The sequence below is a fragment of the Sinimarinibacterium thermocellulolyticum genome (genome assembly GCF_040327995.1).
In the GTDB taxonomy this organism is placed as follows: Bacteria; Pseudomonadota; Gammaproteobacteria; order Nevskiales; family Nevskiaceae; genus Solimonas; species Solimonas thermocellulolyticum.
The window spans coordinates 1-24443 of sequence record NZ_JBEPIJ010000018.1 but is presented as its reverse complement, the minus strand read 5'-3'; the positions used below and the strand labels follow the sequence as shown (position 1 = coordinate 24443).

Here is a 24443-nt window from a genome sequence, read left to right as displayed (position 1 = left end):
GTCACGCGGGGCCTTGCCTCACAGGTCGAGATTGCCGACCAGCAGTGCGTTCTTCTCGATGAACTCGCGGCGCGGCTCGACCTGTTCGCCCATCAGCGTCGTGAAGATCTGATCGGCGGCGACGGCGTCCTCGACATCGACCTTGATCAGGCGCCGGTTCTTGGGATCGAGCGTGGTCTCACGCAACTGCTCCGGATTCATTTCGCCCAGACCCTTGTAGCGCTGCACGTGCAAGCCGCGACGCGCCTCCGCGAGCAGCCAGGCATAGGCGGCGTCGAAGTCGGTCACCTCGGCACTGCGCTCGCCGCGCCGCACGACGGCAGGCCCCGGCATTGCGCGCGCGATCTCGTTGCGCAGCGCGGCGATGCGGCCGTATTCGGGACCCGCGAAGAAATCACTGTTGAAGTGATAGCGCTGGACGTTGCCGTGCAGGCGATGCTCGATTTCCAATCGTGGCCCTTCGGCGCCGAGGCGTGCCTGCACCACATAGCGGCCGCGATGGCCCTCGCCGTCGAGGGCCTGCTGGTAACGCCCTGCCCAGGCCGCGAGGTCGTCGGCATCGTTCATGGGCAGCGGAGCGAGCCGCGCCAAGGTGCCCAGCACATGGCCGTCGTAGCGCCGCGACAAACGCTGGATCACGTCGCCGGTCGCCGCGTATTCGCGCACCAGGTGCTCGAACGCGCTGGGCGCCAACTCGCCGAGCGCGGCGCCGTCCAGGGCGCAGCCGAGCAACCATTGTTCGAGCTCGCGGTCATCCTTGACGTAGGTCTCGGACTTGCCGGACTTGAGTTTGTACAGCGGTGGTTGCGCGATATAGACGTGGCCACGCTCGATCAGCGTGTACATGTGCCGGTAGAAGAAGGTCAGCAGCAGTGTGCGGATGTGCGCGCCGTCGACGTCGGCGTCGGTCATGATGATGATGCGGTGGTAGCGCAGCTTCTCCAGCTTGAAATCGTCCTTGCCGATGCCGCAGCCGAGCGCCGTGATGAGCGTTGCAACTTCTTGACTTGAAAGCATTTTTTCAAGCCTGGCACGCTCGACGTTGAGGATCTTGCCCTTCAGCGGCAGGATCGCCTGGAACTGGCGGTCACGGCCCTGCTTGGCGGAACCGCCGGCCGAGTCGCCCTCGACCAAGAACAGCTCGGACTTGGCCGGGTCCTTCTCCTGACAGTCGGCGAGCTTGCCGGGCAGGCCGATGCCATCCATGACCCCCTTGCGTCGCGTCATCTCGCGCGCCTTGCGCGCGGCCTCGCGCGCGGCGGCTGCCTCGACGATCTTGCTACAGATGGTCTTGGCTTCGTTGGGTCGTTCCAGCAGGAACTCGGCCAGCTTCTCGGCGACGACCTCTTCGACCGCCGGCCGCGCTTCGCTCGACACCAGCTTCATCTTGGTCTGCGACGAGAACTTCGGATCGGGCATCTTCACCGACAGCACGCAAACCAAGCCTTCGCGCATGTCGTCGCCGCTGATGTCGACCTTGGCCTTCTTCGCGAACTCGTTTTCGTCGATGAACTTGTTGATCACGCGCGTCATCGCCGCGCGCAGTCCGGTCAGATGGGTGCCGCCGTCCGACTGCGGAATGTTGTTGGTGAAACACAGCACCTGCTCGGCATAGCTGTCGTTCCACTGCATCGCGACCTCGACGGTCACCGGCACCGGTTCACCGGAACCGACCGGAACTCGGGAGACCCCGCTCGCATGGAACACCGTCGGGTGCAGCACCGTCTTGGAGCGGTTGATGTACTCGACGAACCCGCGCACGCCGCCGGCAAACGCAAAGTCCTCCTGTTTGCCGGAACGCTCGTCGATCAGGCGGATGCGCACACCGTTGTTGAGGAAGGACAGCTCACGCAGACGCTTGGCCAGCACCTCATAGTGGTACTCGATCTTGCCGAAGATCGCCGGGTCCGCCAGAAAGTGCACCTCGGTGCCGCGCTGGTCGGTGTCGCCGACGATTCTCAGCGGCGAGACCGCGACACCGTTCTGAATCTCGACCACGCGATCGACGGGATTGCCGCGGCGGAACTCCATGAAATGCTTTTTGCCGTCACGGCGCACCGTGAGCTTGAGCCATTCCGACAAGGCGTTGACACAGGACACGCCGACGCCGTGCAAACCGCCGGAGACTTTGTAGCTGTTCTGATTGAACTTGCCGCCGGCGTGCAACACGCACATGACGATCTCGGCGGCGCTGCGCTTGGGCTCGTGCTTGTCGTCGAACTTGATGCCGACCGGAATTCCGCGGCCGTTGTCGATCACGGAGATCGAGTTGTCGATGTGAATGGTGACCGCGATGTCGTCACAATGGCCGGCCAAGGCCTCGTCGACGGCGTTGTCCACGACCTCGAAGACCATGTGATGCAAGCCGGTGCCGTCCGAGGTGTCGCCGATATACATCCCCGGCCGCTTGCGCACCGCTTCCAGACCTTCGAGTTGTTGGATGCTGGATTCGTCGTAGGCAGCGGCGTTGGATTTCGGCGTCATGGTCGTGAACCGCATGTGAATCCGGGATTTTACCATTCAACGAGGCTCTGGCCGACGCCGCTGGACGGTCAATCGAGAGCTCGTAGCACGCCACGTTCCACGTGGAACATCGACGCGTCGTCGATGTGCCGCAGCACTCCACTACGCTCGAATGCAGTCGCGATCACCTGTCCCGGATAGTGTTGCAGTTCCTTGAGCAAGGCCGTCTGATAGCGCTCGGCCAGTTCGGCACCGAAATCGTCGACGAGCAGGATGGGATATCGACCGGCAGCCTCGGCGACGGCCTCGCTCTGCGCCAGCAGCATCGCGGCGATCAGCAACTTCTGCTGACCGCGGCTGATGCGGTGCTTGATGCCGCGATCGTTCACCCGGATGCGGACCTCCGCCCGATGTGGACCCATCTGCGTCGCGCCATGGCGACGGTCTTGGTCGCGCCCGCGCACCAGGGCCTCGGCGAGTGTCAGTCCTTGCGGCCAGCCGGGCTGCAATTCGAATTGCCAGGGCCCCTCGTCGAACAAGCGCGCCAGACGGGCCGCGACGGCGGGGCCCAGCGCATCGATGTGTTGTCGGCGCAGCTCCGTCAAGCGTTCGCCACTGGCCGCCAACTCCGGTTCCCAAACCGCCAACTGGCGATCACTGCCTGTTTGCCGTAGCACTTGATTGCGCTGACGCAGTGCTCGCCGATAGCGCCGCCACGTCGGCAAGAACGACGGTTCCACGTGGAACACACCCCAGTCGAGAAAGCTGCGGCGGTAGGTCGGGCCGTCCTGCAGCATGCGGTGCATGCCCGGTTCAAGAATCTGCACGATCAGCGCATCCAGCAAATCCAGGCTGGTGGCCTCACGCCCGTCGAGGCGCAACCGGGTCATCCCGTCCTGCCATTGCACGCCCAGATGATGCGTCGGTGCGTCTTCGTTCGTGGCGACACGGCCGGTCACCCGCCAATGACGCCCGACACTGCCGGCGAGTTCGGCCTGCGCGCTGCCACGAAACGATTTGCCGCGCGAGAGCGTGTAGATCGCTTCGAGCAGGCTGGTCTTGCCTGCGGCATTGGCGCCGAAAACGAAACTGAGCCTGCACCGGGGCTGCAGGCTCAGCTCGTGAAACAGGCGGTAGTTCTCAGCGCGAAGCTGAAGCAACCGCATCATGACCTCACGTTCACAGGCGCATCGGCATCACGACATACTTGCTCGTGCGATCGCCCGCACCGTGAATCAACCCGCTTGAATCCGCATTCTTCAATTCCATCACGAAGCGGTCACCGTCGAGGGCACCAAGGGCATCGAGCAGGTAGTTCACATTGAACCCAATCTCGATCGCCGAACCCTCGAAGCTCACCTCCAGTTCCTCCTCGGCCTCCTCATGCTCGGGATTGTGGGTCTGCAGGTTGAGCCTGTCGCCATCGATACTAAGACGCACGCCGCGGAACTTTTCATTGGACAGGATCGCCGTTCGCATCAGTGCGCGACGCACCGTTTCGCGATCGGCCTCGAGGCGCTTGTCCCCGGTTTCCGGGATCACGCGCTCGTAGTCCGGAAAGCGACCGTCGATGAGCTTGGACGTCAATCGCACCCCGTCGAGATCGACCTCGATCTGTCCAGTGCTGAGTTTGATCTGCACCGCCTCCTCGCTGCTGTCGAGCAGGCGCAGGAGTTCCAGCACCGCCTTGCGCGGCACGATGACCTGACTGCGCTGACTCCACCCGGTCTGCCGTTCCCGTTCGCTCAGCGCCAGACGGTGACCGTCGGTGGCGACCGTGCGCACCCGCTGCGGCGCCACCTCGAGCAGCATACCGTTGAGGTAGTAGCGCACGTCCTGCTGCGCCATCGCGAAGTGCGTCTTCTCGATCAGAGTCTTGAGCTCCCGGCGCGGGAGTGTGAGCGACTGGCCGTCATCGGCCCGGCCCATCGCCGGAAACTCCTCCGCACGAAGGCCGGCGAGCGAGTAACGGCTGCGGCCGGATTTGAGCACGGCCTTGTCGCCGCCCGCCTCGATGTTGAGTTCGGCGCCCTCGGGTAAACCGCGACAGATGTCGAACAGCTTGCGTGCCGGTACCGTGGCTCTGCCGGGCGCGAGATTCTGCACACGCGCCCGCGCCTGGAGCTCGATCTCCAGATCGGTGGCGGTCACGACCAGTTCGTCCTCTTGGACTTCGAGCAGGACGTTCGATAGCACGGGCAGGGTTTGTCGGCGCTCCACCACACCGATGACCGCCGTCAAGGCCGACAGCAATTCGTTTCTTCCGGCTTGCAGTTTCATGAGCTCATCACGTCCTCGGTTCTCTGATCAACTATCAGTTACAGCAGAAGTACGGCACCCGTCCTGCACTGAACAAGTTCAAAAACTCCATTGAAAACAGCATCTAACGCAACAACACTCGGATCTTTTTGGAGTGTGCGGCGCGCCGCATCGGTTGTGCATAAGCTTTGGAGCGATTCTGTCCACAGCTCATTCAACGCGCGTTCCGCTGCTCGTCAAACGGCGCTCCCACAGCGTTTCAAGCCCCCAGTTGGCGCTGCAGATTCTCGTAATCCTCCCGGATCTTCAGGTCCGTTTGCCGCAGCGCACTGACTTTGCGGCAGGCGTGCAACACAGTGGTGTGATCCTTGCCGAACGCCTCGCCGATCTCGGGCAGGCTGTGCTGGGTGAGTTCCTTGGCCAGGGCCATCGCCACCTGCCGGGGTCGCGCCAGCGAACGCGTGCGTCGCGGCGAGTTCAGGTCGCCGACGCGGATGTTGTAGTAGCTCGCGACCGTGCGCTTGATGTTGTCGATGGTGACCAAGCGCTCGTAGGCCGCGAGCAGGTCCTTGAGCGTGTTGCGCGCGAACTCGACGGTCAGCGCCTCGCCGCGCAGACGCGAGCTCGCCGTCAGGCGCAGCAACGCGCCTTCGAGTTCGCGCACGTTCGAGCGCACCCGCTGGGCGACGAACAACGCGACTTCCCGGGGGAGCTGAACCCGGTTGGCTTCGGCCTTGGCGATCAAAATCGCCATGCGCGTTTCCAGGTCCGGCGGCTCGACGGCGACCGACAGGCCCCAGGTGAAGCGCGATTTGAGCCGCTCGTCGACGCCATCGATCTCCTTGGGGTAGCGATCGGAGGTCAGCACGATCTGCTTGCGCGCGTCGATCAGTGCGTTGAACGTGTGGAAGAACTCCTCCTGGGTGCGTTCCTTGTGCGCGAAGAAGTGGATGTCGTCGATCAGCAGCGCATCCACCGAACGGTACAAATGCTTGAACTCCTCGGTGCGGCCGTGCCGGATCGCTGCGGTGAAGTGGTTCATCCACTGCTCGGCGCCCAGATAAGCGATGCGCGCACGCGGATTGCGTGCGACGATGGCGTTGCCAACCGCGTGCATCAAGTGCGTCTTGCCAAGACCCGAGGCGCCGTAGATCAGCAGCGGGTTGTAGGCCCCGCCCGGCGTCTCGACGACGTGCTGCGCCGCGGCGCGCGCGTGCGCATTCGACTTGCCCTCGATGAAATTGCCGAAGGTGTAATCGGGATTGAGCTTGCCCGACACCGGCGCGCTGGTCGGCTCGTCCGAGCTGGCCACGCCATTGGCTGGACGAGACTCCGCGGCTCCGACGCCGAGTTCGACCTTGGGTGCGTCGGCGCCGTGGACGACCCGTACGGCGTGCTCGATCTTGGCAAGAAACTCATCGCGCACGCGATCGAGCACCAGACGATTCGGCGCCAAAAGCAACAGGCGACCCTCGCCCAGCACCGCGTGCAGGGGGCGCAGCCAGGTATTGACGTCCTTGTCCGGTAGCTCACCTTCCAGCCAACGCACGGACTGCGCCCAAAGATCCTCTTGATACATGCGGGTGCTTGTCGAAGGAACACGAGTCATGGCCGACACGCCGCGACCGGCACGTCGGCCCCGCAGTCTAAGACTTCGGTTGCGGCTTATCCACAGCCAGCGCAGGCGCTGGCTTGAACGCATCCGGGCCGCCCGCTAAACTCCGCGCCCTTTTGAGAAGTCGAGACCGGCGGGTGATGTCATGTCCAAGCGCACCTATCAACCCAAGAAACTGCGCCGTAAGCGCACGCACGGATTCCGCGCGCGCATGGCGACCAAGGCAGGCCGCCAGGTGCTGGCCCGCCGCCGCGCCAAGGGCCGCAAGCGTCTCGTGCCTTAAGCGCGATCACCCGTGACCCATGGCGCGCTTTCCGCGGCGCGCCCGCCTGACCAAGCCCGGCGAGTTCCAGGCCACGCTCAGTACCGGCAAGCGTCACCACGAGCGCTGGCTGACGGCGGCGGTCAGCGCAAACACCCTCGGTCATCCGCGGCTGGGCCTGGCCATCGCCAAGAAAGCCGTGGGTTTGGCCACGCAGCGCAACCGCATCAAACGCAAGATCCGCGAAAGTTTCCGTGCACACCAGCCGTGCCTGCCGGCGGTCGACGTGGTGATCCTCGCGCGAAGCGGCTGCGCCGAGCTCAGCGCCGCCGAACTCGACCATAGCCTGGAGCGCCTGTGGACTCGCATCGCGGCCTCGTCACCTCGCTCCTGACCGCTCTGATTCGCGGCTACCAGCGGCTGCTCAGTCCGCTGTTCGGCCCGCGCTGCCGCTTCTACCCGAGCTGTTCGCAGTATGCGCTCGAAGCGATCCAGCGCTTCGGACCCTGGCGCGGGATCTGGCTCGCTGTGCGCCGGCTCGCCCGTTGTCATCCGCTCCAACCCGGCGGTTACGATCCGCTGCCCGAAGAACGCGGCGGCATCGCCTGCTCGCATGACGATCACCGCCACGCCTGAACCCTGCCCATGGAAAACCGTCGCTTCATCCTGATCGCGCTGCTCGGCGTCGTCCTGTTCTTCATGTATCAGGCCTGGCAGAAGGATTACGCAGTGCCTCCAGCACCGTCGTCCGAGACCGCGGCGCCGGTGCTGCCGAGCCAGGCCGGCGTAACTGCCGCAACGCCGGCCGACGTGCCGACCGCGCAACTGCAGGCCGATACTCCAGACGTCGCCGACGGCCGCGCCGCGAACGCTGCGCGCGTGCGCGTCCAGACCGATGTGCTGCGCGCCGAGATCAGCCTCGATGGCGGCGAGCTACGGCGCCTGGAACTGCCGGGTTATCCGGTGTCCAAGGATCAGCCGGATACGCCGCTGGCCTTGCTCGACGATCGCGCCGGACGCCTGTTTGTGCTGCAGAGCGGCCTGGCCGGCACGCAGGAGGCCTTGGTCACGCACCATTCGCGTTTCACCGCCGACCAGCAGGACTACCGTCTCGCCGACGGCGCCGCGCATCTGGACGTGGTGCTGGTAAACGCCGCGCCCGGTTACCTCGCGCGCAAGATCTACCGCTTTCATCGCGGCGATTACCGCGTCGATTTGATTCACGAGTTCGACAACCGCGGCGATACACCCGTGGTTGCCAGCCCCTACGCGCGCCTGGTGCGCACGCCGTTCAAGGCCGGAGACGAACCGCCGTTCGTCGCCACGTTCACCGGTGTCGGCTTCTACGAGCAAAAGGATGTCGCAGGCAGCTACCGCTTCAAGAAGACTGCGCTCGAAGACCTCGCCGAAGATGCCTACGAGCGACGCCAGACCGGTGGCTGGATCGCGATGCTGCAGCACTACTTCGTCGCGGCCATCCTGCCGCCGCAAGATCAGGTCGCGACCTTCGTCGCCAGGCCGGCGTCGGGCCAGAGCTTCATGGCGCAGGTGGTCGGTCAGGCAAAGACCATCGAGCCCGGCGCCAGCGCGCGCTTCGAAACCGGCCTGTATCTCGGCCCCAAACTGCAGGACCGCGTCACCAAGATCGCGCCCGGATTCGACCTGACGCTGGACTACGGCATCCTCACGCCGATCTCCGAGCCGTTGTTCTGGCTGCTCGACAAGTTTCACGCGCTGACCGGCAACTGGGGCGTGGCGATTATCCTGCTCACGCTGCTGGTCAAGGCGGCGATGTACAAGCTGTCGGAAGCGCAGTACCGCTCGATGGCGAAGATGAGGAAATTCGCGCCGAAGATCCAGGACATCAAGGAGCGCTACGGCGACGACCGCGAACGCCTGCAAAAGGCGATGATGGACTTGTACAAGAAGGAAGGTTTCAACCCGCTCGCCGGTTGCTGGCCGCTCTTGGTGCAGTTCCCGGTGTTCATCGCTCTGTACTGGGTGCTGCTCGAATCGGTGGAGCTGCGCCAGGCGCCGTTCGCGCTGTGGCTGCAGGACCTGACTTCGCCGGATCCGTACTTCGTGCTGCCGGTGCTGTTCGGCGTGTCGATGTTCGTGCAGCAGAAGCTCTCGGGCCAGCAGGTCATGGACCCGATGCAGCAGAAGATCATGAACATCATGCCGATCATGCTCACGGCCTTCTTCGCGTTCTTTCAGTCGGGCCTCGTGCTCTACTGGTTCACGTCGAATCTGATCGGCATCGCGCAGCAGTGGTACATCATGCGCAAGCTGGACCGCGAAGAAGCGGCGAAGACGGCCAAGCGGTGAGCAGTAGCGTCTAGACGATGATGGACGTCATCGTCTGCGGACGCGATGGCACACTGTCGCGCCATGGACGGCGGGCAAACGATATCCGGGTGAACACCACCGACACGATCGTCGCCATCGCCACCGCGGCCGGTCGCGGCGGCATCGGTGTCGTGCGCTTGTCCGGTCCGCAGGCGTTTGCGATCGCCGCGCGCATCGCCGGCCGCCTGCCGGCGCCACGGATGGCCGCGCTGCGGCGCCTGCGCGACGCCCAAGGCGCAACCATCGACCAGGGACTGGTGCTGTGTTTTCCCGCACCCGCCTCATTCACTGGCGAGGATGTGGTCGAACTGCATGCCCACGGCGGTCCCGTCGTCCTGCAATGGCTGGTCGATGCCGCCTGTGGCCACGGCGCCCGCGTCGCCCGCCCGGGCGAGTTCTCCGAGCGCGCGTTTCTCAACGACCGCATCGACCTCGCACAAGCCGAGGCGATTGCCGATCTGATCGATGCCGGCAGCCGCGCCGCGGTGCGCGCCGCGCAGCGCTCGCTCGACGGCGCGCTGTCGCAACGCGTGCGAGCGCTCGCGGATACGCTGCTCGAGCTCAGGGTTCACGTCGAAGGCGCACTCGACTTCGCGGACGAAGACATCGACTGGCTCGCCGACGCGACCCTGCACGCGCGCATCCAAGCGCTGTGCGAGGACCTGCAACGATTGCTCGCCGACAGCGGTCGCGGTCGACGCCTGCGCGACGGTTTCGTCGTCGCCCTCGCCGGCCGGCCCAACGTCGGCAAGTCGACACTGCTCAACCGCCTCGCCGGCGCCGAGGTCGCGATCGTCACGGACATCGCCGGCACGACGCGCGACGTGCTGCGCGAGCACATCGATCTCGATGGCCTGCCGCTGACGCTGATCGACACGGCCGGGCTGCGCGAGACCGAAGACGCGGTCGAGCGTGAAGGTGTGCGGCGCGCGCGCGCGGCGCAGGATCGCGCCGAGCTGGTGTTGTTCGTCAGCGATGCCGGAGAGTGCCTCGATGCGGCCGACGAGGCCCTGCTGCGGGACCTGCGCGCGGACCTGCTGCGCATCGTCGTACACAACAAATGCGATCTGCATGGTCTTGTCCCGGCACGCGCCGAGCGCGACGGGCTGGTCCATCTGCATCTGTCGGCAGCCACCGGTGCCGGCATCGAGCTCCTGATCCGCGAACTGCACCGCCTCGCCGGATTCGATGAGCGCACCGAGACCGCCTTCTCGGCGCGTGCCCGTCATGTCGATGCGCTGCGGCGCACGCTCGGCTTCGTTTCCGCTGCAAAAGCGCGACTCGGCGAAGGCGCGAACGCCGAGCTCGCCGCCGAGGAACTGCGGCTGGCCCACGAGGCGCTCGGCGAAATCACCGGCCGGGTGACCAGCGAGGATCTGCTCGGCGCCGTGTTCTCGCGCTTTTGCATCGGCAAGTAAGCTCGCCTGCATGCGTGCCGGAGAACTCACCGACCTTCTTCCCCGCAGCATTGCGCGGGCGCGGGCGCTCGACGTGCGTGCGCAGGCGAGCGATGTGGCGCCGCCGGGCTGACGTCGTACTGACGCTGGCGCTCTTGATGTCGGCGCCGGCGGTATCCGCGCGCGTGGTCGAGCGCATCGACCTCGCGCTCGCCAGTGGTCGCGAGATCCGCATCGAGATCCGGCGGCCGATGCACCCGGACGGCCCACTGCCGGCGGTGATGCTGTTCGGCGGTTTGCGTGGCGCGGCGACGGTGCTCGACGCGGTACCGCAGGACTTGCCGATCGCCGCGGCGAGTTTCGACTACCCTTTCGATCCACCGCGCGATTTCGAGTTTCCCGGCACGCTGCGCCACATCCCGGCGATGGCGCGCGGCATCGACGAGACCTTCGAGGGCATCCGTCATCTGAGCGCGCATCTTCGCGCGCGCGCCGACATCGATGGTGCGCGCATCACCATCGTCGGTGCCAGTCTCGGCGCGCCATTCGCGACGATCTCGGCGGTGGAGCTGGATTTGCCGGGCCTGGTGATCGTGCACGGCTTCGGCGAGATCCGGCGGGTGATCGGACATCAGCTCGCGCGGGCTGCGGGACGTGCCGGCCATGCCTGGATGCGTTGGCCGGCCCAGGGCTTCGCCAATCTGCTGACCTGGGGCTTGCGGCTGCCGGCGCCGGAGCGTTACGCGCCGCGGCTCGGGGCGCACCAGCGCGCGCTCATGATCGTCGCCGGCGACGACGAGCTGATTCCGGCACACGCGACCGAGACCCTGTGGTCGGCCTTGCAGGCCTCCGATGCGCGCGTCGAGCGCATCGACGAGCCCGGCGGTCACCTGCAGGGTACGTCCGATCCACGCATCGGTGAACTGGTCGCCGTGGCCATGGACTGGATGCAGCGCAACGACCTGCGCTGAGCGGGCCAACGCGGCTAACATGCCGGCGACATCGAGACCGCCGCATGACCACGATCTACCGCTACTGCCCGCGTTGCGCCCAACCCCTGCAGACCCGCACCGAAGGCGGCTTCGCGCGCCAGGCCTGCGCCGATGCGCAATGCGGCTTCGTCTGGTGGGACAACCCGACGCCGGTCGTCGCCGCCGTGGTCGAGCACGACGGCGAGGTGGTGCTGGCGCGTAACAAGCTGTGGACCCACCGTTTCTTCGGCCTGGTCACCGGCTTTCTCGAACGCAACGAGCTTCCGCACGAAGCGGTGCTGCGCGAGGTCGAGGAAGAACTCGGGCTCAAGGGCGAGACCGCGACGCTGATCGGCCACTACAGCTTCGAGCGCATGAACCAGTTGATCATCGCCTACCACGTGCCCGCGCGCGGCGAGATCCGCCTCGGCGAAGAACTCGCCGAATACATCCGCGTGCCACCCGAGAAGGCGCGCTACTGGCCGGCCGCGACTGGCTTCGCACTGCGCGACTGGCTTCTCTCGCGTGGCTTCGACCCGCAGCCGATCGAGATGCCGGCGAGACGCAAGGCTTGATTCAAAACGAACCCTCGGCCCGCAGCGCGTCGAACAGCAGCGCACGCGCCACGCGATCCTGCATTGACGCCGGCTGGTCGAGGCCGACGCGTCTGAGATAGGGTCGCATCGCCTCCGGCGTGCCGCGGAGCGAGCGCATGAGCGCTGTCGTCAGCAGCTTCCACTTCGGCGTAGTCTTGGCCTGACGCGCGATGGTTTTCAGCGCCTTGCCGAGCACGAGTTCCTCGTCGGTGAAGTCGCAGCCGAACGGGAACGCGGGATACGGATCGTGATCCGCCGATGCGGAGCGCAGCGCGCCGAGCTGACGCTCCAGTCGCTCCGGCGTGTTGTCGCAAAAGGGCTCGGGAATCGTCCAGCCGCGCTCGATCTTGCCCGCACGCTGCGCCTGTGCGAGCAGCTCGCGCTGGAAGCGTGAATCGGCGATGCCGATCATGGCCTTGGCGACCTCGGCGTCGGTCCGCGAGCGCAGATCGGCGATGCCGTACTCGGTGATGACGATGTCGCGCAGGTGGCGCGGAATCGTCAGGTGGCCGTAGTTGAAGACGATGTTGCTGGTGACGCGGCCGGCGCTGTCTTCGCGTGTCGAGCGCACCATCAGGATCGAGCGCCCGCCCGGAATCTGGTGCGCCTGCGCGATGAAGTTGTACTGGCCGCCGACGCCGGAGACGACCTGGCCGTTGTCGAGACCGTCCGAGCACACGGCGCCGGACAACGTCGCCATCATGCCGCTGTTGATGAATCGCGCGTCGCGGCGCTGCGCGCGGTACAGGCGAGGATTGAAATCGAGCTGGTTGGTCTTGTCGACGCCGGTCATGCAGATCGTGTCGCGCTCGGCCTGGCTCATCTCGCGCAGGCCCGCGTAGAAGTCGGAGGGTCCCAGGAAGAAACCAGCGTGCAGCACGATGCCGTTGCGCAGGCGCCGGCCGAGGCAGCGCGCCATCACCGCGCGCGCGGCCGGATCGGCGACGTTGGCGATCACGCGTTCGCCATCGGGGGCGATCAAGTGACCCTCGTCGTAGCGCGTGTCGTCGCGGAACAGGCCGTGGTGCTGCAGCACGTCGAAATCCTTGCCGCGGAGCACGCGCACGCCGAGGCGCTCGAAGCCGTCGAGCACCGCCGGCGTCAGTGCGTTGGGATCGCAGTCGCCGCCGTTGATCAATTCCTGCAGCGACCAAAAGTCGTAGACGCGACGCTTGAGGATGCCGGCGCGCATGAGCTGCCAGAAGCCGTCGACGAACATCTCGGTGGCGCCGTACAGACCCTGCTCGAAGCCAGAGGCGCCGCCGATGCGCTCGATCAGCGCGCCATGCCGCTGCAAGGCGCCGATCGCATCGAGTGCGGCGCGATAGCTCGCGTTGCGCGCGTGACGCTGGATCAGTGCGTAGACGATGGCATCGCCCAGGCTGCCGATGCCGAGCTGCAGCGTGCCACCGTCCCGCACCAGGCTGCTCGCGTACAGGCCGATGTGATAGTCGGGCGTGGTCACCGCCATCTTCGGTGTCGGGAACAGCGCGCTGCTGTAGCGCGGATCGTCGATGATGAGATCGAATTCCGCCGGAGCGACTTCGGCATCGTGCGCCATGTACGGCAGGTTCTGGTTCACCAGCGCGATCGCCATGTGCTCGCGCCCGCTCGCCCGCAGCATCCGCAACAGCTCGGGCCCGGTGTCGGGATTGCACGACAGGCTCAACCGTTCGTCCGCGTTCTCGCCACGCCTGCACACCAGCTGCGCGACGACATTGCAGCCCTGTTCGAACACGTCGCGCGCCGCGTGCGTGTAGTTGCTGCTGACGTAGCGCATCTGCGCATGAGGGTTGCCGAGCATGGAGCCCGGCCGAAAGTAGAACTCGCAGATCTCGACGTTCGCGGGCAGCTTGTTCTCACGCAGATCCCGCACATAGAGCAAATCCGGCACGCCGGCGAACACGCGCGCGACGAAAGGATCGAGGAAGGCCTGTTCGATGCGGCTGGAGCCGAACGGCTTTTCCAGCGACAAGGCGGTGAGGATGCGCAAGCTGATCGACGCATCCCGCTGCGCCCGCCGGTACAGCGCATTGACCAGCTCGACCGGTTTACCCAAGCCCAGCGGCAGCCCCAGCACGATCTTTCGGCCGACGGTCTCGAGGATGCGATCGACGGCGCGTTCGACGTCGTCGACGCGCTCGGGTTTGCTCGCCATGCGTCGTACTCCCGCAGCGGATGCGACGCACAGCTTATCCGCAGATCAGCCGCGCGCCAGCCTGCGCGTCAATGCGAGCAGTTGCGCGAGCTGCACCGCATGGCGGTCGCCGTCGCGAAAGATCAGCGACAGCCGGGCTTTGGGCGTCGGCTTGCGGATCGGCCGATAGGCGACGCCGTCGCCGTGGATCTGCTGCATCGACGCCGGCACGATCGACACGCCCAGGCCGGCAGCGACGAGATTGACGATCGAGGTCACCTGCGAAGCCTCCTGCACGATGCGCGGAGAAAAGCCCGCGGCACGGCAGGCGCCGAGGATCTCGTCGTGCAGCCCGGCGCCGACGGCGCGCGGGAACAGCACGAAAGGTTCGATCGACAGCGCCAGCAGCGGCACCACCGCACGCCGCGCCAGCGGATGGCCGCTCGGCAGGGCGACGACCATGTCCTCGTCGGCGACGACTTCGCTCGCAAGGTCGGGCTCGCTGTCGAGCAGCGGCCGGACGAAGGCGACGTCGAGCACGTCGTCGCGCACCGCTGCGGCCAGCGTCGGCGTCGGGCCCTCGTCGAGGGTCAGTGCGACCTGCGGGTAGGTCCGGCGGTACTCGCGGATCACGCGCGGAATCAGCGGGTGGAAGGGCGCGGAGTTGATCATGCCGACGCGCAGGCGCCCGGACTCGCCGCGTGCGACGCGGCGCACGTGTTCGGCGGCGCGTTCGGCATCGCGCAGGATGCGACGCGCATCCACCAGCAGGGCCTCGCCGGCGGCGGTCAGCGTGACGGCCCGCGGCTTGCGCAAGAACAGCGGCGTGCCGAGCTCGCGCTCCAGCGCCTGGATCTGTTGCGACAGCGGCGGCTGGCCGATGCCCAGCGCACGCGCCGCGCGCGTGAAATGGCGCGTTTCGGCGACGGCGACGAAGTAGCGCAGATGCCGCAGCTCCATGATCGATATCTTAAACAGATGAATTGATCATTATTCATATATTGGACGTATGAATGGACGCAGGTCTACAGTCATGCCGTTAGCGTGCCGCGTGGAGGAGTCCGCCGTGAATCAAGCCTTACCGACGACGGCGTTGCCGGACGCCGATCCGCAAGAAACCCGAGAGTGGCTCGATGCGCTGCAGGCCGTGCTGGAGCACGCCGGCCCCGAGCGCGTGCACTACTTGCTGGAGACCTTGACCGAGAAGGCGCGCCGCAGCGGCATGCACATTCCGTACTCGGCCAACACTGCGTACATCAACACCATTCCGCCGCACCTCGAAGAACGCTCGCCGGGCGATCACGCGCTCGAATGGAAGATCCGCTCGATCATTCGCTGGAACGCGATGGCGATGGTGGTCAACGCCAACCGCGAGCACGCCGGCATCGGCGGCCACATCGCCAGCTTCGCGTCGGCGGCGACGCTCTACGACGTCGGCTTCAATCATTTCTGGAAAGGACCGGACCACCCGCTGGGTGCCGATCTGGTCTACATCCAGGGGCATTGCACCCCGGGTATCTATGCGCGCGCGTTTCTCGAAGGGCGCCTGAGCGAGGCGCAGTTGCAGCGTTTTCGCATGGAGGCGCTGCAGCCGGGACTGTCGAGCTATCCGCACCCGTGGCTGATGCCGGATTTCTGGCAGTTCGCGACCGTGTCGATGGGCCTCGGACCGATCATGGCGATCTACCAGGCTCGCCTGATGAAGTACCTGCACAACCGCGGCATCAAAGACATGAGCGGCCGCAAGGTCTGGTGCTTCTGCGGCGACGGTGAAATGGACGAGCCCGAGTCGCTGGGCGCGATCGACATCGCCGCCCGCGAGCAGCTCGACAATCTGATCTTCGTCGTCAATTGCAATCTGCAGCGCCTGGACGGTCCGGTGCGCGGCAACGGCAAGATCATCCAGGAACTCGAAGGCGTATTCCGCGGCGCCGGCTGGAACGTCATCAAGGTGATCTGGGGCGGATTGTGGGACGCGCTGATCGCCCAGGACGGCTCCGGCAAGCTGCTGCAGGCCTTCAACGAGACCGTGGACGGCGAGTACCAGAGCTACAAGGCCAAGGGCGGCAAGTACACGCGCGAACATTTCTTCGGCAAGTACCCCGAGCTGCAGCGGCTGGTCAGCACGATGTCCGACGAGGACATCGCGCGCCTGAATCGCGGCGGCCACGACCCGCACAAGATCTACGCGGCCTACGCGGCAGCGTCGAAACACACCGGCTCACCGACGGTGATTCTGGCCAAGACCGTGAAGGGCTACGGCATGGGCGAGGCCGGCGAAGGCCAGAACATCACGCACCAACAAAAGAAAATGGGCGAGGAAGCGCTCAAGGCCTTCCGCGACCGTTTCCGCATTCCGATCTCCGACGACCAGATCGCCAACACGCCGTTCTACCGCCCACCGGAGGATTCTCCGGAAATCCGCTATCTGAAAGAACGTCGCGCACAGCTCGGCGGTTTTCTGCCGCAGCGTCGGCCCAACAACGAGACGCTGGAGATTCCGCCGCTGTCGGCCTTCGACAAGATCCTGCAGGGCTCCGGCGAGCGCGAGATCTCGACGACGATGGCCTTCGTGCAACTGTTGCAGATGCTGTGCCGCGACAAAGCCATCGGTCAGCGCGTGGTGCCGATCGTGCCGGATGAGGCGCGCACCTTTGGCATGGAAGGCATGTTCCGCTCGCTCGGCATCTACTCGGTCGTCGGCCAGAAGTACAACCCGGAAGACGCCGACCAGCTCGCGTTCTACAAGGAGGACATCAAGGGCCAGGTGCTGGAGGAGGGTATCACCGAGGCCGGCGCGATGTCGTCATGGATCGCCGCGGCGACGAGCTATGCCAACCATGGCATCTCGCTGCTGCCGTTCTACATCTACTACTCGATGTTCGGCTTCCAGCGCGTCGCCGACCTGGCCTACGCCGCCGGCGACATGCGCGCACGCGGCTTTCTGCTCGGCGCGACCGCCGGCCGCACCACGCTCAACGGCGAGGGCCTGCAGCACCAGGACGGGCATTCGCAGGTGATGGCGGCGATGGTGCCGAACTGCCGCGCCTATGACCCGGCCTATGCCTACGAGCTCGCGGTGATCCTGCAGCACGGCATGCGCGAGATGTATGTCGAGCATCGTGATCATTACTACTACATCACGCTTTATAACGAGAATTACGCACATCCATCGATGCCGCCGGGCGTCGAGAAGGGCATCCTCCGCGGCATGTACCTGCTGCGCTCGGAAGCACGGGCGGCCGTGGCGCATGTGCAACTGCTCGGCTCCGGCTCGATCCTGCGCGAGGTCATCGCCGCCGCCGATCTGCTCAAGGAGGAATGGGGCGTGACCAGCGATGTCTGGAGCGTGCCGAGCTTCAGCGAACTGGCGCGCGACGGCCGCGACGTGGAACGCTGGAATCTGCTGCACCCCGAGGACGAGCCGCGCAAGAGCTATGTGCAGGAATGCCTCGGCGGCATGACCGGGCCGGCGATCGCATCGACCGATTGGATCCGCGCCCATGCCGAACAGATCCGGCCCTACGTGCCCATGCCCTACCACGTGCTCGGCACCGACGGCTTCGGCCGCTCCGATAACCGCCCGGCGCTGCGCGACTTCTTCGAGATCGACCGCCGCTGGATCGTCGTCAAGGCGCTCAAGGCCCTTGCCGAGCTCGGGCGCGTGCCGGCCGAGCGCGTGACCCAGGCAATCAAGATCTACGGCATCAAGCCGAACCGCAGCGCGCCCTGGGTGAGCTGAACGGCGCCTGCCGATGACACACGAGCTTCCGGCACGCAAGCCTTTGCGGGGGTATCAGGCATGAACAAAACCGAGGTGAAGGTTCCGGACATCGGCGGTTATGACGACGTGCCGGTCATCGACGTGCTCGTCGCCGACGGTGAGCACGTCCAAAAGGATCAACCGCTCTTGGTGCTCGAATCCGACAAGGCGACGATGGAAGTGCCCTCGCCGGCGGCGGGCACGGTCCGTGGTCTCAGACTCAAAGTCGGCGACAAGGTGTCGAAGGGCACCGTGATCTGCGAACTCGAGGGCGAAGAGACGCGGGCAGCCGCGCCACAGGCCCCATCCGCAGCGCAGCCCCCGTCAACGCCAGCGCAAGCCGAGCGCAACGCGCAGCGCGGCGCGCCGCCGGCATCGTCCGCGACACCGATGAGCAGCGTCCGCGTCGAGGTGAAGATTCCGGACATCGGCGACTACACCGGCGTTCCGGTGATCGACGTGCTCGTCGCCGATGGCGATGCGGTCGAGAAAGACCAACCGCTCTTGGTGCTCGAATCCGACAAGGCGACGATGGAAGTTCCGTCGCCGGCATCCGGCACCGTGCGTGACCTCAGGCTCAAGCTCGGCGACAAGGTGTCGCAAGGCGATGCGGTGTGTGTGCTGGAAACCTCGGCGAGCGGGGAGGACGCGGGAGACAACGCACGACCGGTTCCTGAACGGACCCAAGCTGTGCCGCCCCTGGTGCAGCCGAGTTCGTCGTCCGGCCCGCGGCCCGGCGCTCGCGAGACTCGCGCCGACCGCGCGTCATCGCTGGCCCTGGCGAACGCGTCATCGTCGAGCGGTCGCGCAGGCATGAGCCCGGCGGATGCCCTCCCGGATCCCGCGCCCCCGTACGCCGGCCCGGCGACGCGCAAGTTCGCCCGCGAACTCGGTGTCGATCTCGCGCAGCTCAAAGGCAGCGGTCCGCGCGGACGCATCCTCATCGAGGACGTGCAGGCCTTCGTCAAGACGCGCCTGGCTTCATCCGCCAAGGGCGCTGCGCCAAGCAGCACCGGCGGCACGGGCATTCCGCCGATTCCGGCGGTGGACTTCGCGCTGTTCGGCGCCGTCGAGACCAAGCCGCTGGCACGCATCCGCAAGCTATCGGCCGCGCATCTGTCGCGCGCCTGGCTCAACATCCCGCACGTCACCCAGACGATCGACGCCGACATCACCGAGCTCGAGGCCTTTCGCAAGCAGCAGAGCGCGGAGCTCGCCGCATCGGGCGGGCCCAAGCTGACCCTGCTGCCGATCCTGATGAAAGCGGTCGCCTGCGCGCTCAAAGCCTTCCCCGAGTTCAACGCTTCGCTCTCGGCCGACGGCGAGAGCCTGGTGATGAAGCAGTACTGTCATATCGGTTTTGCCGCCGACACGCCCAATGGCTTGGTCGTGCCGGTGGTGCGCGATGTCTGGGGTAAGGGCATCGCCGAGCTGTCCGCCGAATGCGCCGCGCTCGCCAAGAAGGCGCGCGACGGAAAACTCAAGCCCGACGAGATGAAGGGCGGCTGCTTTTCGATCTCCTCGCTCGGCGGCATCGGCGGCGGCTACTTCACGCCGATCGTCAATGCGCCGGAAGTGGGCATCCTCGGTGTGTCGAAAGCCGAAATCAAACCGGTGTGGGACGGCAAGACCTTCCAGCCGCGCCTGCTGTGCCCCCTGTCGCTGTCCTACGATCATCGTGTGATCGACGGCGCCTATGCGGCGCGCTTCATCGTGCACTTGAGCCGCTTGCTCGCCGACGTGCGGCTGCTGCTGCTCTAGAATGCGCCGTCCATCGAGGATCTTCGCATGAGCACGAAGAACGAGCCGCCGCAATCGACCAAGCCGGCGCCGAAGAAGAGCGCGTTCAAACAGCCGCTGAGCAAGCCGCAGCCGTGGCGCTTCGGCGGCCGCGGTCCGCGCGATACCCACGCCGGCGGGGTCAAGGCCAGAGCCGACGCCGAACGTCTCGCCGGCAAGTCGCGCAAGGTGCACTGAGTCGTGGCCTTCCGCTACTACCTGCGCGTGCGCTACGGTGAATGCGACGCGCAGAAGGTCGTGTTCAACGCGCGCTACGGTGACTACACCGATCTGGCCGTCACCGAATACCTGCGCGCGCTTGGTTTCGGCGAGGCCCTGGTCGACGGCAGTTTCGACTATCAGCTCGTCAAGCAGACCACCGAATGGAAATCGCCGGCGCGCTTCGACGATGTGCTCGAAGTGACGGTGCGCGGTCTGCACGTCGGCAACAGTTCGTTCTCGATCGCCTGCGAATTCCGCCGCGCCGGCGCGGACGCCCTGCTCGCACGTTCGGAGACCGTTTACGTGATGATCGATGCGCACGGCAAGACGCCGGTGCCGCCCGCGATCCGTGCCGCGATCCTCGCGGGTATCGACGCGCAGATCGACCACGCTGGCTGGCATCACGCGCAGAGCGCCTGAATCGCTGCTGAAGCCGATGTGCGCGTGGCGGGTTTTGCGCACGGGGATGCGTTGCTAGACTCCCCCGGCCATGAAATCCCCCATCCCTTGCGCTTTGCTTTGTCTGTCGGTCCTGGTCACATCCGCGCACGCCCAGGAACGCACGCGGTACGTCAGCGACGAGATCACCCTCACGCTGCGTGACGGTCCGCGCAACGACGCCACCTATCTCGGCACGATCAAGAGCGGCGATCGCGTCACCCTGCTCGAATCGCTCGGGGAGCAGAGCTTCGCGCGCATCCGCACCGAAGATGGCCGCGAGGCCTGGGTCACCGCGCGCTACCTCACCGAGGAGCCAGCGGCGCGCGATGTGCTCGACCAGGTGCGTCGCGAACTCACCACGGCGCGCCAGCGCATTCGCGAACTCGAAAGCCAGCTCGGCGACGCCCAGTCCGCACTCGCCGAGGCGCGTCCGGCGCTCGAATTGGCGGGCGAGAACGATAGGCTGCGTGCGCAGATCGAGGCGCTGCAGCGCAGTGCCGAAGACGCCGAGCGGCGCTTCAACGAACACAAGGCGCGGCGCCGCACCATGCTCACCGGCGCGGGGCTGGTCGGCGTCGGCACGCTGTTCGGGCTGATCCTGCCGTGGATCCTGCGCAGCCATCGCCGTCGCCGCTGGGGCGATTTCTAGACACGACGACGTGCGCGCGCGCCGCCTCACTGCCGCCATGCTGGCGGCGCTGCTGCTCGGCGCCGCCGGCCTTTGCGTCTGGCTGCTGCTGTGGCGACCGGCCGCGGACGCGCGGCGTCTCGCCGAGCACGTGCAACCGGTCGAGGCTGAAGTCGCAGCGGGTATCGATACGCTGAGCGTGACCTGGTTCGGCGTCACCGCGGTCTTGATCCGCCACGGCGATGATGCCTTGATGATCGACCCCTTCTTCACCCGGCCGCCGGGTTACTGGCCGCTCGTGCAGAACGCGTCGATCGCACCGGACGAGGCGCGCATCGCGCAGTGGCTCGCGCGCGCTGGCATCGACCGCCTGCACGCCGTGCTGGTCTCGCACTCGCACTACGACCATGCGATGGACGCCGGCGTGGTCGCGCGCCGCACGGGCGCCGTGCTCGCCGGCTCGCCGAGCACGCTGCAGATCGGTCGCGGCGCCGGGCTGGCAGCGGCGCAGCTGCGCGACGCCAGCGACGGCGCCGCGCTGTCGCTGGGGCCGTTTTTTGTGCGCTTCATCGAAAGCCGCCACGCCGGTGCCACCGGGGGTGCGCCCACCGGCGAGATCGACGCGCCGCTGCGTCCGCCGGCGCGCTATCTCGACTACCGCCAGGGCGGCACCTACTCGATTCTGGTCGAGCATCGCCTGGGCAGCGTGCTACATCACGGCAGTGCAGGCTACGTGGCCGGGGCGCTCGACGCCGTGCGCGCCGATACGGTGCTGCTCGGCGCGGCGCTGGTCGGCGATGCCGAGGCCTATGTGCGCGCCGTGGTCGATCCGCTCGAAGCGCGCGAGGTCGTGCTCACGCACTGGGACGATTTCACCCGGCCATTGGATGAGCCGCTACGGCCGATGCCGATCGCGGTCAACCTGAAGCCGCTGCTCGATGCGCTCGCACGCCGTCCGGCGCTGCGCGTGCGCACGCCGGTGCTGGCGCAGCCGTTCGCGGTCGTGCCGGCGCGCAAGCCACCGTCCACGCCGACCACAGCGCCGGCAGACCGGTCCGGCTCTCGATGAAGCCGATCAGCCGCCGCCGCAGCGCCGGCAGACGCTGACCGGCGAGGCGCTCGGCGCGGACGACGGCGCCGATCTCCGGCGCCAGGTCCGCGGCCAGCGACTCCGCGCGCGCCAGCCCGCAGGCGCGCAGCTCGAGCGCAAACATGCGTTCGAGCACGTGGCCGCAGCGCGCGAGGCGCTCGCGCGCCTGGAGCGCGTCGGCCCGTTCGATCAGGCCGCGAAGCGCCTCACGCCGGCGATAGCTGGCTTCCCAGAACGCTTCGACACCGATGAGCAGCCGGCGCGGACCGGGCGCAAGCCCGGTCGTCGCCCGCTCGATGGCGGCCACCAGCTCGCGCACGTGGGTCAACACTTCGTTTCGGTGCCGCGCCGCGTCGTCCATGGGTCAAGCCGGAAAGAGGGACGCCGCCAGCATGAACCGGCGAGCCGTGCGCGCGCACCCCCCGATGCGGGGGACGCTGTGAGACAGATCTCAAAGTGACAGCACTTGGGCGATCGCGTCGCGTGCGATCGGGTGGTAGCCGGCGCGCGCCTCGTCATAGATGCGCCGCGCCAACGCGCTGCCAGAAGGCGTCTTCGCCAGCTCGCGGTACACCGGCACGATCAACAGCATGCGCCCGATCGACTTGAGGTGCCGCTCCATCGCCGCATACGCCGGCGCATAGGCATTGCGCGCGACGATGCAGAACCAGCGCGCCGCGATCGCCGCGTTGCGGCCGTTCGACAGATCGAAAGCCGCATCGAGGGCCTGCAACTGCGCGGCGTCGAGCCGCTCGGGCATGCCGTCGAGGAAGTACTGCCACTGGCGCGTGCTCCAGCCGCCGACTGCGAGTTGCGCCGGATCGCCGCCGGCGAGAAACACGCCGCGTGCGGCATCCACCTGCGCGAAAGCCTGCGACTGCGGCCACAGCGTGTCGGCCGGCATCGTCGGCGAGCGCAGCCAGGCGTCGATCTGCGCCGCGGTCACGACGCCGGGATTCGGCTGCAGCAGCTCGCGTTCGAGAAAGGCGATGAACTGCGGTGTGGTCACGCTCTGGAAGGCATGCGCATCGAACCACTTGCGCAGGAAGGCATCGAAGGTCTCGCGACCGAAGCGGTTTTCGAGATAGGCGAGGAACAGCGCCCCGCGCTCATAGGGGACGTCGGTGACGTTGTCGTCGGGATCGCGCCCGGTGAGATCCGGCAGCAGGGTCTTGTCGTCGTCGCGCGTCAGCCGCGCGAGCGTTTCCTTGAGGTCGTTGGCACCGAGCGCGCGTTCCTGCGCGCCGCGGTCGGCGCCGTAGACCTCCTCCATGATCCGGTAGGTCAGGTGATTGGTGAAACCCTCGTTGAGCCAGAAGTCGTTCCAGCTCGCATTGGTCACCAGGTTGCCGGACCAAGAATGCGCCAGCTCGTGTGCGACCAGCGACACCAGCGACTTGTCGCCGGCGATCACCGTCGGCGTCGCAAAGGTCAGCCGCGGGTTCTCCATGCCGCCGTAGGGGAACGCCGGCGGCAGGATCAGCAAGTCGTAGCGGCCCCAGCGATAGGGGCCGTAAATCGCCTCCGCGCGCTGCATCATCGCCTCGGTGTCCTCGAACTCTTGGGCGGCGCGCTCGACCACCGAAGGCTCGGCATAGATTCCGGTGCGCGCGCTCATCGGACGAAAGCGCAGATCGCCGACGGCGAGTGCGACGAGGTATGACGGAATCGGCTGCGGCATGGTGAAGTGGTAATCGCCGTCGCGCGTAGGATCGAGCTCCATCTGCGCCGCCATCACCGCGAGCAGCGGTGCCGGCGTGCGGATGCGCGCCTCGAAGCTGCTGCGGATCTGCGGCGTGTCCTGCAGCGGAATCCAACTGCGTGCATGGATCGCCTGCGACTGCGTGAACAGGAACGGGTGCCGCTTGTCGGTGGTCTGCTCGGCGCTCAGCCACTGCAGGCCCGAGGCCTCGGGCCGCGTCGCGTAGTCGATGCGCACGGTGTCGGCCGACGGCGGCAGCTCGATGCGCAGCGCCGAGCCGAGTATCGGGTCGCGCGCATCGAGCGAGAACGCCGTCGGCGTCAGCGCCGCGCCGCGCGGCCCTACCGAGACCGCGCGGATGTCGAGATCGCGTGTGTCGAGCACCAGGGTGCGCGCGCTCGCGTCGCGGCGTTCGAGCTGCAGCACCACATGCCCGGCGAGCACGCGCCGCTCGAAGTCCACGCTCAGATCGAGTACGAAATGCTGCGTGGCGAAGGCCGAGGTATTGGCGTAGGAATGCGGATCGGCGGCGACGACCGGCGCTGCGTCGGAACCGGGCGGTGCCGGCGCGCGATCCGTGCTGGCACAGGCGGTCGCGAAGAGGGCGGTGGCGGTCATGCACAGAGTGCGGATCATGGCGCGGCTTTAGCCCGGATCCGTCACCAGCGAGCCGATAGACGCGCCTGGAGCACGGGCGGAGGCTTTCTGGTTTCGGAATGACCAATTTGACGACACGGTGAGGGTATTTTCGGCGCTTTGGACGCAGCTC

Annotated in this window: 20 protein-coding genes; 13 read left to right on the top strand and 7 right to left on the bottom strand. The window is 66.6% G+C overall.

Annotated features, from left to right (window positions below):
* Window positions 1-18: 18 nt before the first annotated feature.
* From gyrB to dnaA, 4 genes are all read right to left on the bottom strand, one after another.
* Complete coding sequence (gyrB, locus tag ABSH63_RS13285; protein ID WP_352890356.1) at window positions 19-2499, bottom strand: DNA topoisomerase (ATP-hydrolyzing) subunit B; 2481 nt, start codon at window positions 2497-2499, stop codon at window positions 19-21.
* 53 nt (window positions 2500-2552) lie between these two features.
* Window positions 2553-3632 carry a DNA replication/repair protein RecF gene (gene recF / locus ABSH63_RS13280; RefSeq protein WP_352890355.1) on the bottom strand — a complete coding sequence of 360 codons (1080 nt, stop codon included), beginning with the start codon at window positions 3630-3632 and terminating at the stop codon, window positions 2553-2555.
* Window positions 3633-3642: 10 nt separating this feature from the next.
* A complete protein-coding gene (gene dnaN / locus ABSH63_RS13275; RefSeq protein ID WP_352890354.1) occupies window positions 3643-4743 on the bottom strand; it encodes a DNA polymerase III subunit beta in 1101 nt (366 codons plus the stop codon).
* Window positions 4744-4981: 238 nt separating this feature from the next.
* Window positions 4982-6301: a chromosomal replication initiator protein DnaA gene (gene dnaA, locus ABSH63_RS13270; protein ID WP_352890384.1), complete on the bottom strand. Its 1320-nt coding sequence runs from the start codon at window positions 6299-6301 to the stop codon at window positions 4982-4984.
* Window positions 6302-6482: 181 nt separating this feature from the next.
* Here dnaA and rpmH point away from each other — a divergent pair, with 181 nt between their 5' ends.
* From rpmH to ABSH63_RS13235, 7 genes are all read left to right on the top strand, one after another.
* Entirely contained in the window at window positions 6483-6620 is a 138-nt protein-coding gene (gene rpmH / locus ABSH63_RS13265; protein WP_352890353.1) for a 50S ribosomal protein L34, read from the top strand.
* Between the two features lie 19 nt (window positions 6621-6639).
* On the top strand, window positions 6640-6993 hold the full coding sequence (rnpA, locus tag ABSH63_RS13260) for a ribonuclease P protein component (RefSeq protein ID WP_352890352.1): 354 nt from the start codon (window positions 6640-6642) through the stop codon (window positions 6991-6993).
* A complete protein-coding gene (yidD, locus tag ABSH63_RS13255; protein ID WP_352890351.1) occupies window positions 6957-7235 on the top strand; it encodes a membrane protein insertion efficiency factor YidD in 279 nt (92 codons plus the stop codon). Before rnpA ends, yidD begins: the two co-directional genes overlap by 37 nt.
* A gap of 9 nt (window positions 7236-7244) precedes the next feature.
* The gene (yidC, locus tag ABSH63_RS13250; protein WP_352890350.1) at window positions 7245-8927 is read left to right on the top strand and encodes a membrane protein insertase YidC; all 1683 of its coding nucleotides are present in this window, start codon (window positions 7245-7247) and stop codon (window positions 8925-8927) included.
* Window positions 8928-9010: 83 nt separating this feature from the next.
* Window positions 9011-10366 carry a tRNA uridine-5-carboxymethylaminomethyl(34) synthesis GTPase MnmE gene (gene mnmE, locus ABSH63_RS13245; protein ID WP_352890383.1) on the top strand — a complete coding sequence of 452 codons (1356 nt, stop codon included), beginning with the start codon at window positions 9011-9013 and terminating at the stop codon, window positions 10364-10366.
* Window positions 10367-10458: 92 nt separating this feature from the next.
* Window positions 10459-11316: an alpha/beta hydrolase family protein gene (locus tag ABSH63_RS13240; protein ID WP_352890349.1), complete on the top strand. Its 858-nt coding sequence runs from the start codon at window positions 10459-10461 to the stop codon at window positions 11314-11316.
* A 44-nt stretch (window positions 11317-11360) separates the two neighbouring features.
* Window positions 11361-11891: an NUDIX domain-containing protein gene (locus tag ABSH63_RS13235; RefSeq protein ID WP_352890348.1), complete on the top strand. Its 531-nt coding sequence runs from the start codon at window positions 11361-11363 to the stop codon at window positions 11889-11891.
* Window position 11892: 1 nt separating this feature from the next.
* On the opposite strand, the gene ABSH63_RS13230 is transcribed toward ABSH63_RS13235, so the two are convergent.
* Both ABSH63_RS13230 and ABSH63_RS13225 read right to left on the bottom strand, forming a co-directional pair.
* Window positions 11893-14070: an acetyl-CoA hydrolase/transferase C-terminal domain-containing protein gene (locus tag ABSH63_RS13230; RefSeq protein WP_352890347.1), complete on the bottom strand. Its 2178-nt coding sequence runs from the start codon at window positions 14068-14070 to the stop codon at window positions 11893-11895.
* 45 nt (window positions 14071-14115) lie between these two features.
* A complete protein-coding gene (locus ABSH63_RS13225) occupies window positions 14116-15009 on the bottom strand; it encodes a LysR family transcriptional regulator (protein ID WP_352890346.1) in 894 nt (297 codons plus the stop codon).
* Between the two features lie 106 nt (window positions 15010-15115).
* On the opposite strand from ABSH63_RS13225, the gene aceE reads away from it, so the two are divergent.
* The 6 genes from aceE (at window position 15116) to ABSH63_RS13195 (ending at window position 21951) form a co-directional block, all read left to right on the top strand.
* Window positions 15116-17791: a pyruvate dehydrogenase (acetyl-transferring), homodimeric type gene (gene aceE / locus ABSH63_RS13220; RefSeq protein ID WP_352890345.1), complete on the top strand. Its 2676-nt coding sequence runs from the start codon at window positions 15116-15118 to the stop codon at window positions 17789-17791.
* A gap of 60 nt (window positions 17792-17851) precedes the next feature.
* Window positions 17852-19573 carry a dihydrolipoyllysine-residue acetyltransferase gene (gene aceF, locus ABSH63_RS13215; protein WP_352890344.1) on the top strand — a complete coding sequence of 574 codons (1722 nt, stop codon included), beginning with the start codon at window positions 17852-17854 and terminating at the stop codon, window positions 19571-19573.
* Between the two features lie 27 nt (window positions 19574-19600).
* Window positions 19601-19789: a hypothetical protein gene (locus ABSH63_RS13210; protein ID WP_352890343.1), complete on the top strand. Its 189-nt coding sequence runs from the start codon at window positions 19601-19603 to the stop codon at window positions 19787-19789.
* Window positions 19790-19792: 3 nt separating this feature from the next.
* Window positions 19793-20233 (top strand): acyl-CoA thioesterase, encoded by a 441-nt coding sequence (locus tag ABSH63_RS13205; RefSeq protein ID WP_352890342.1) that lies wholly within the window; start codon window positions 19793-19795, stop codon window positions 20231-20233.
* A gap of 70 nt (window positions 20234-20303) precedes the next feature.
* Complete coding sequence (locus tag ABSH63_RS13200) at window positions 20304-20903, top strand: TIGR04211 family SH3 domain-containing protein (RefSeq protein ID WP_352890341.1); 600 nt, start codon at window positions 20304-20306, stop codon at window positions 20901-20903.
* 37 nt (window positions 20904-20940) lie between these two features.
* Window positions 20941-21951, top strand: a complete 1011-nt coding sequence (locus ABSH63_RS13195) for an MBL fold metallo-hydrolase (RefSeq protein WP_352890340.1) — start codon at window positions 20941-20943, stop codon at window positions 21949-21951.
* Between the two features lie 472 nt (window positions 21952-22423).
* Here ABSH63_RS13195 and ABSH63_RS13190 read toward each other — a convergent pair whose 3' ends face one another.
* Window positions 22424-24292 (bottom strand): M1 family metallopeptidase, encoded by a 1869-nt coding sequence (locus tag ABSH63_RS13190; protein ID WP_352890339.1) that lies wholly within the window; start codon window positions 24290-24292, stop codon window positions 22424-22426.
* Between the last annotated feature and the right edge of the window lie 151 nt (window positions 24293-24443).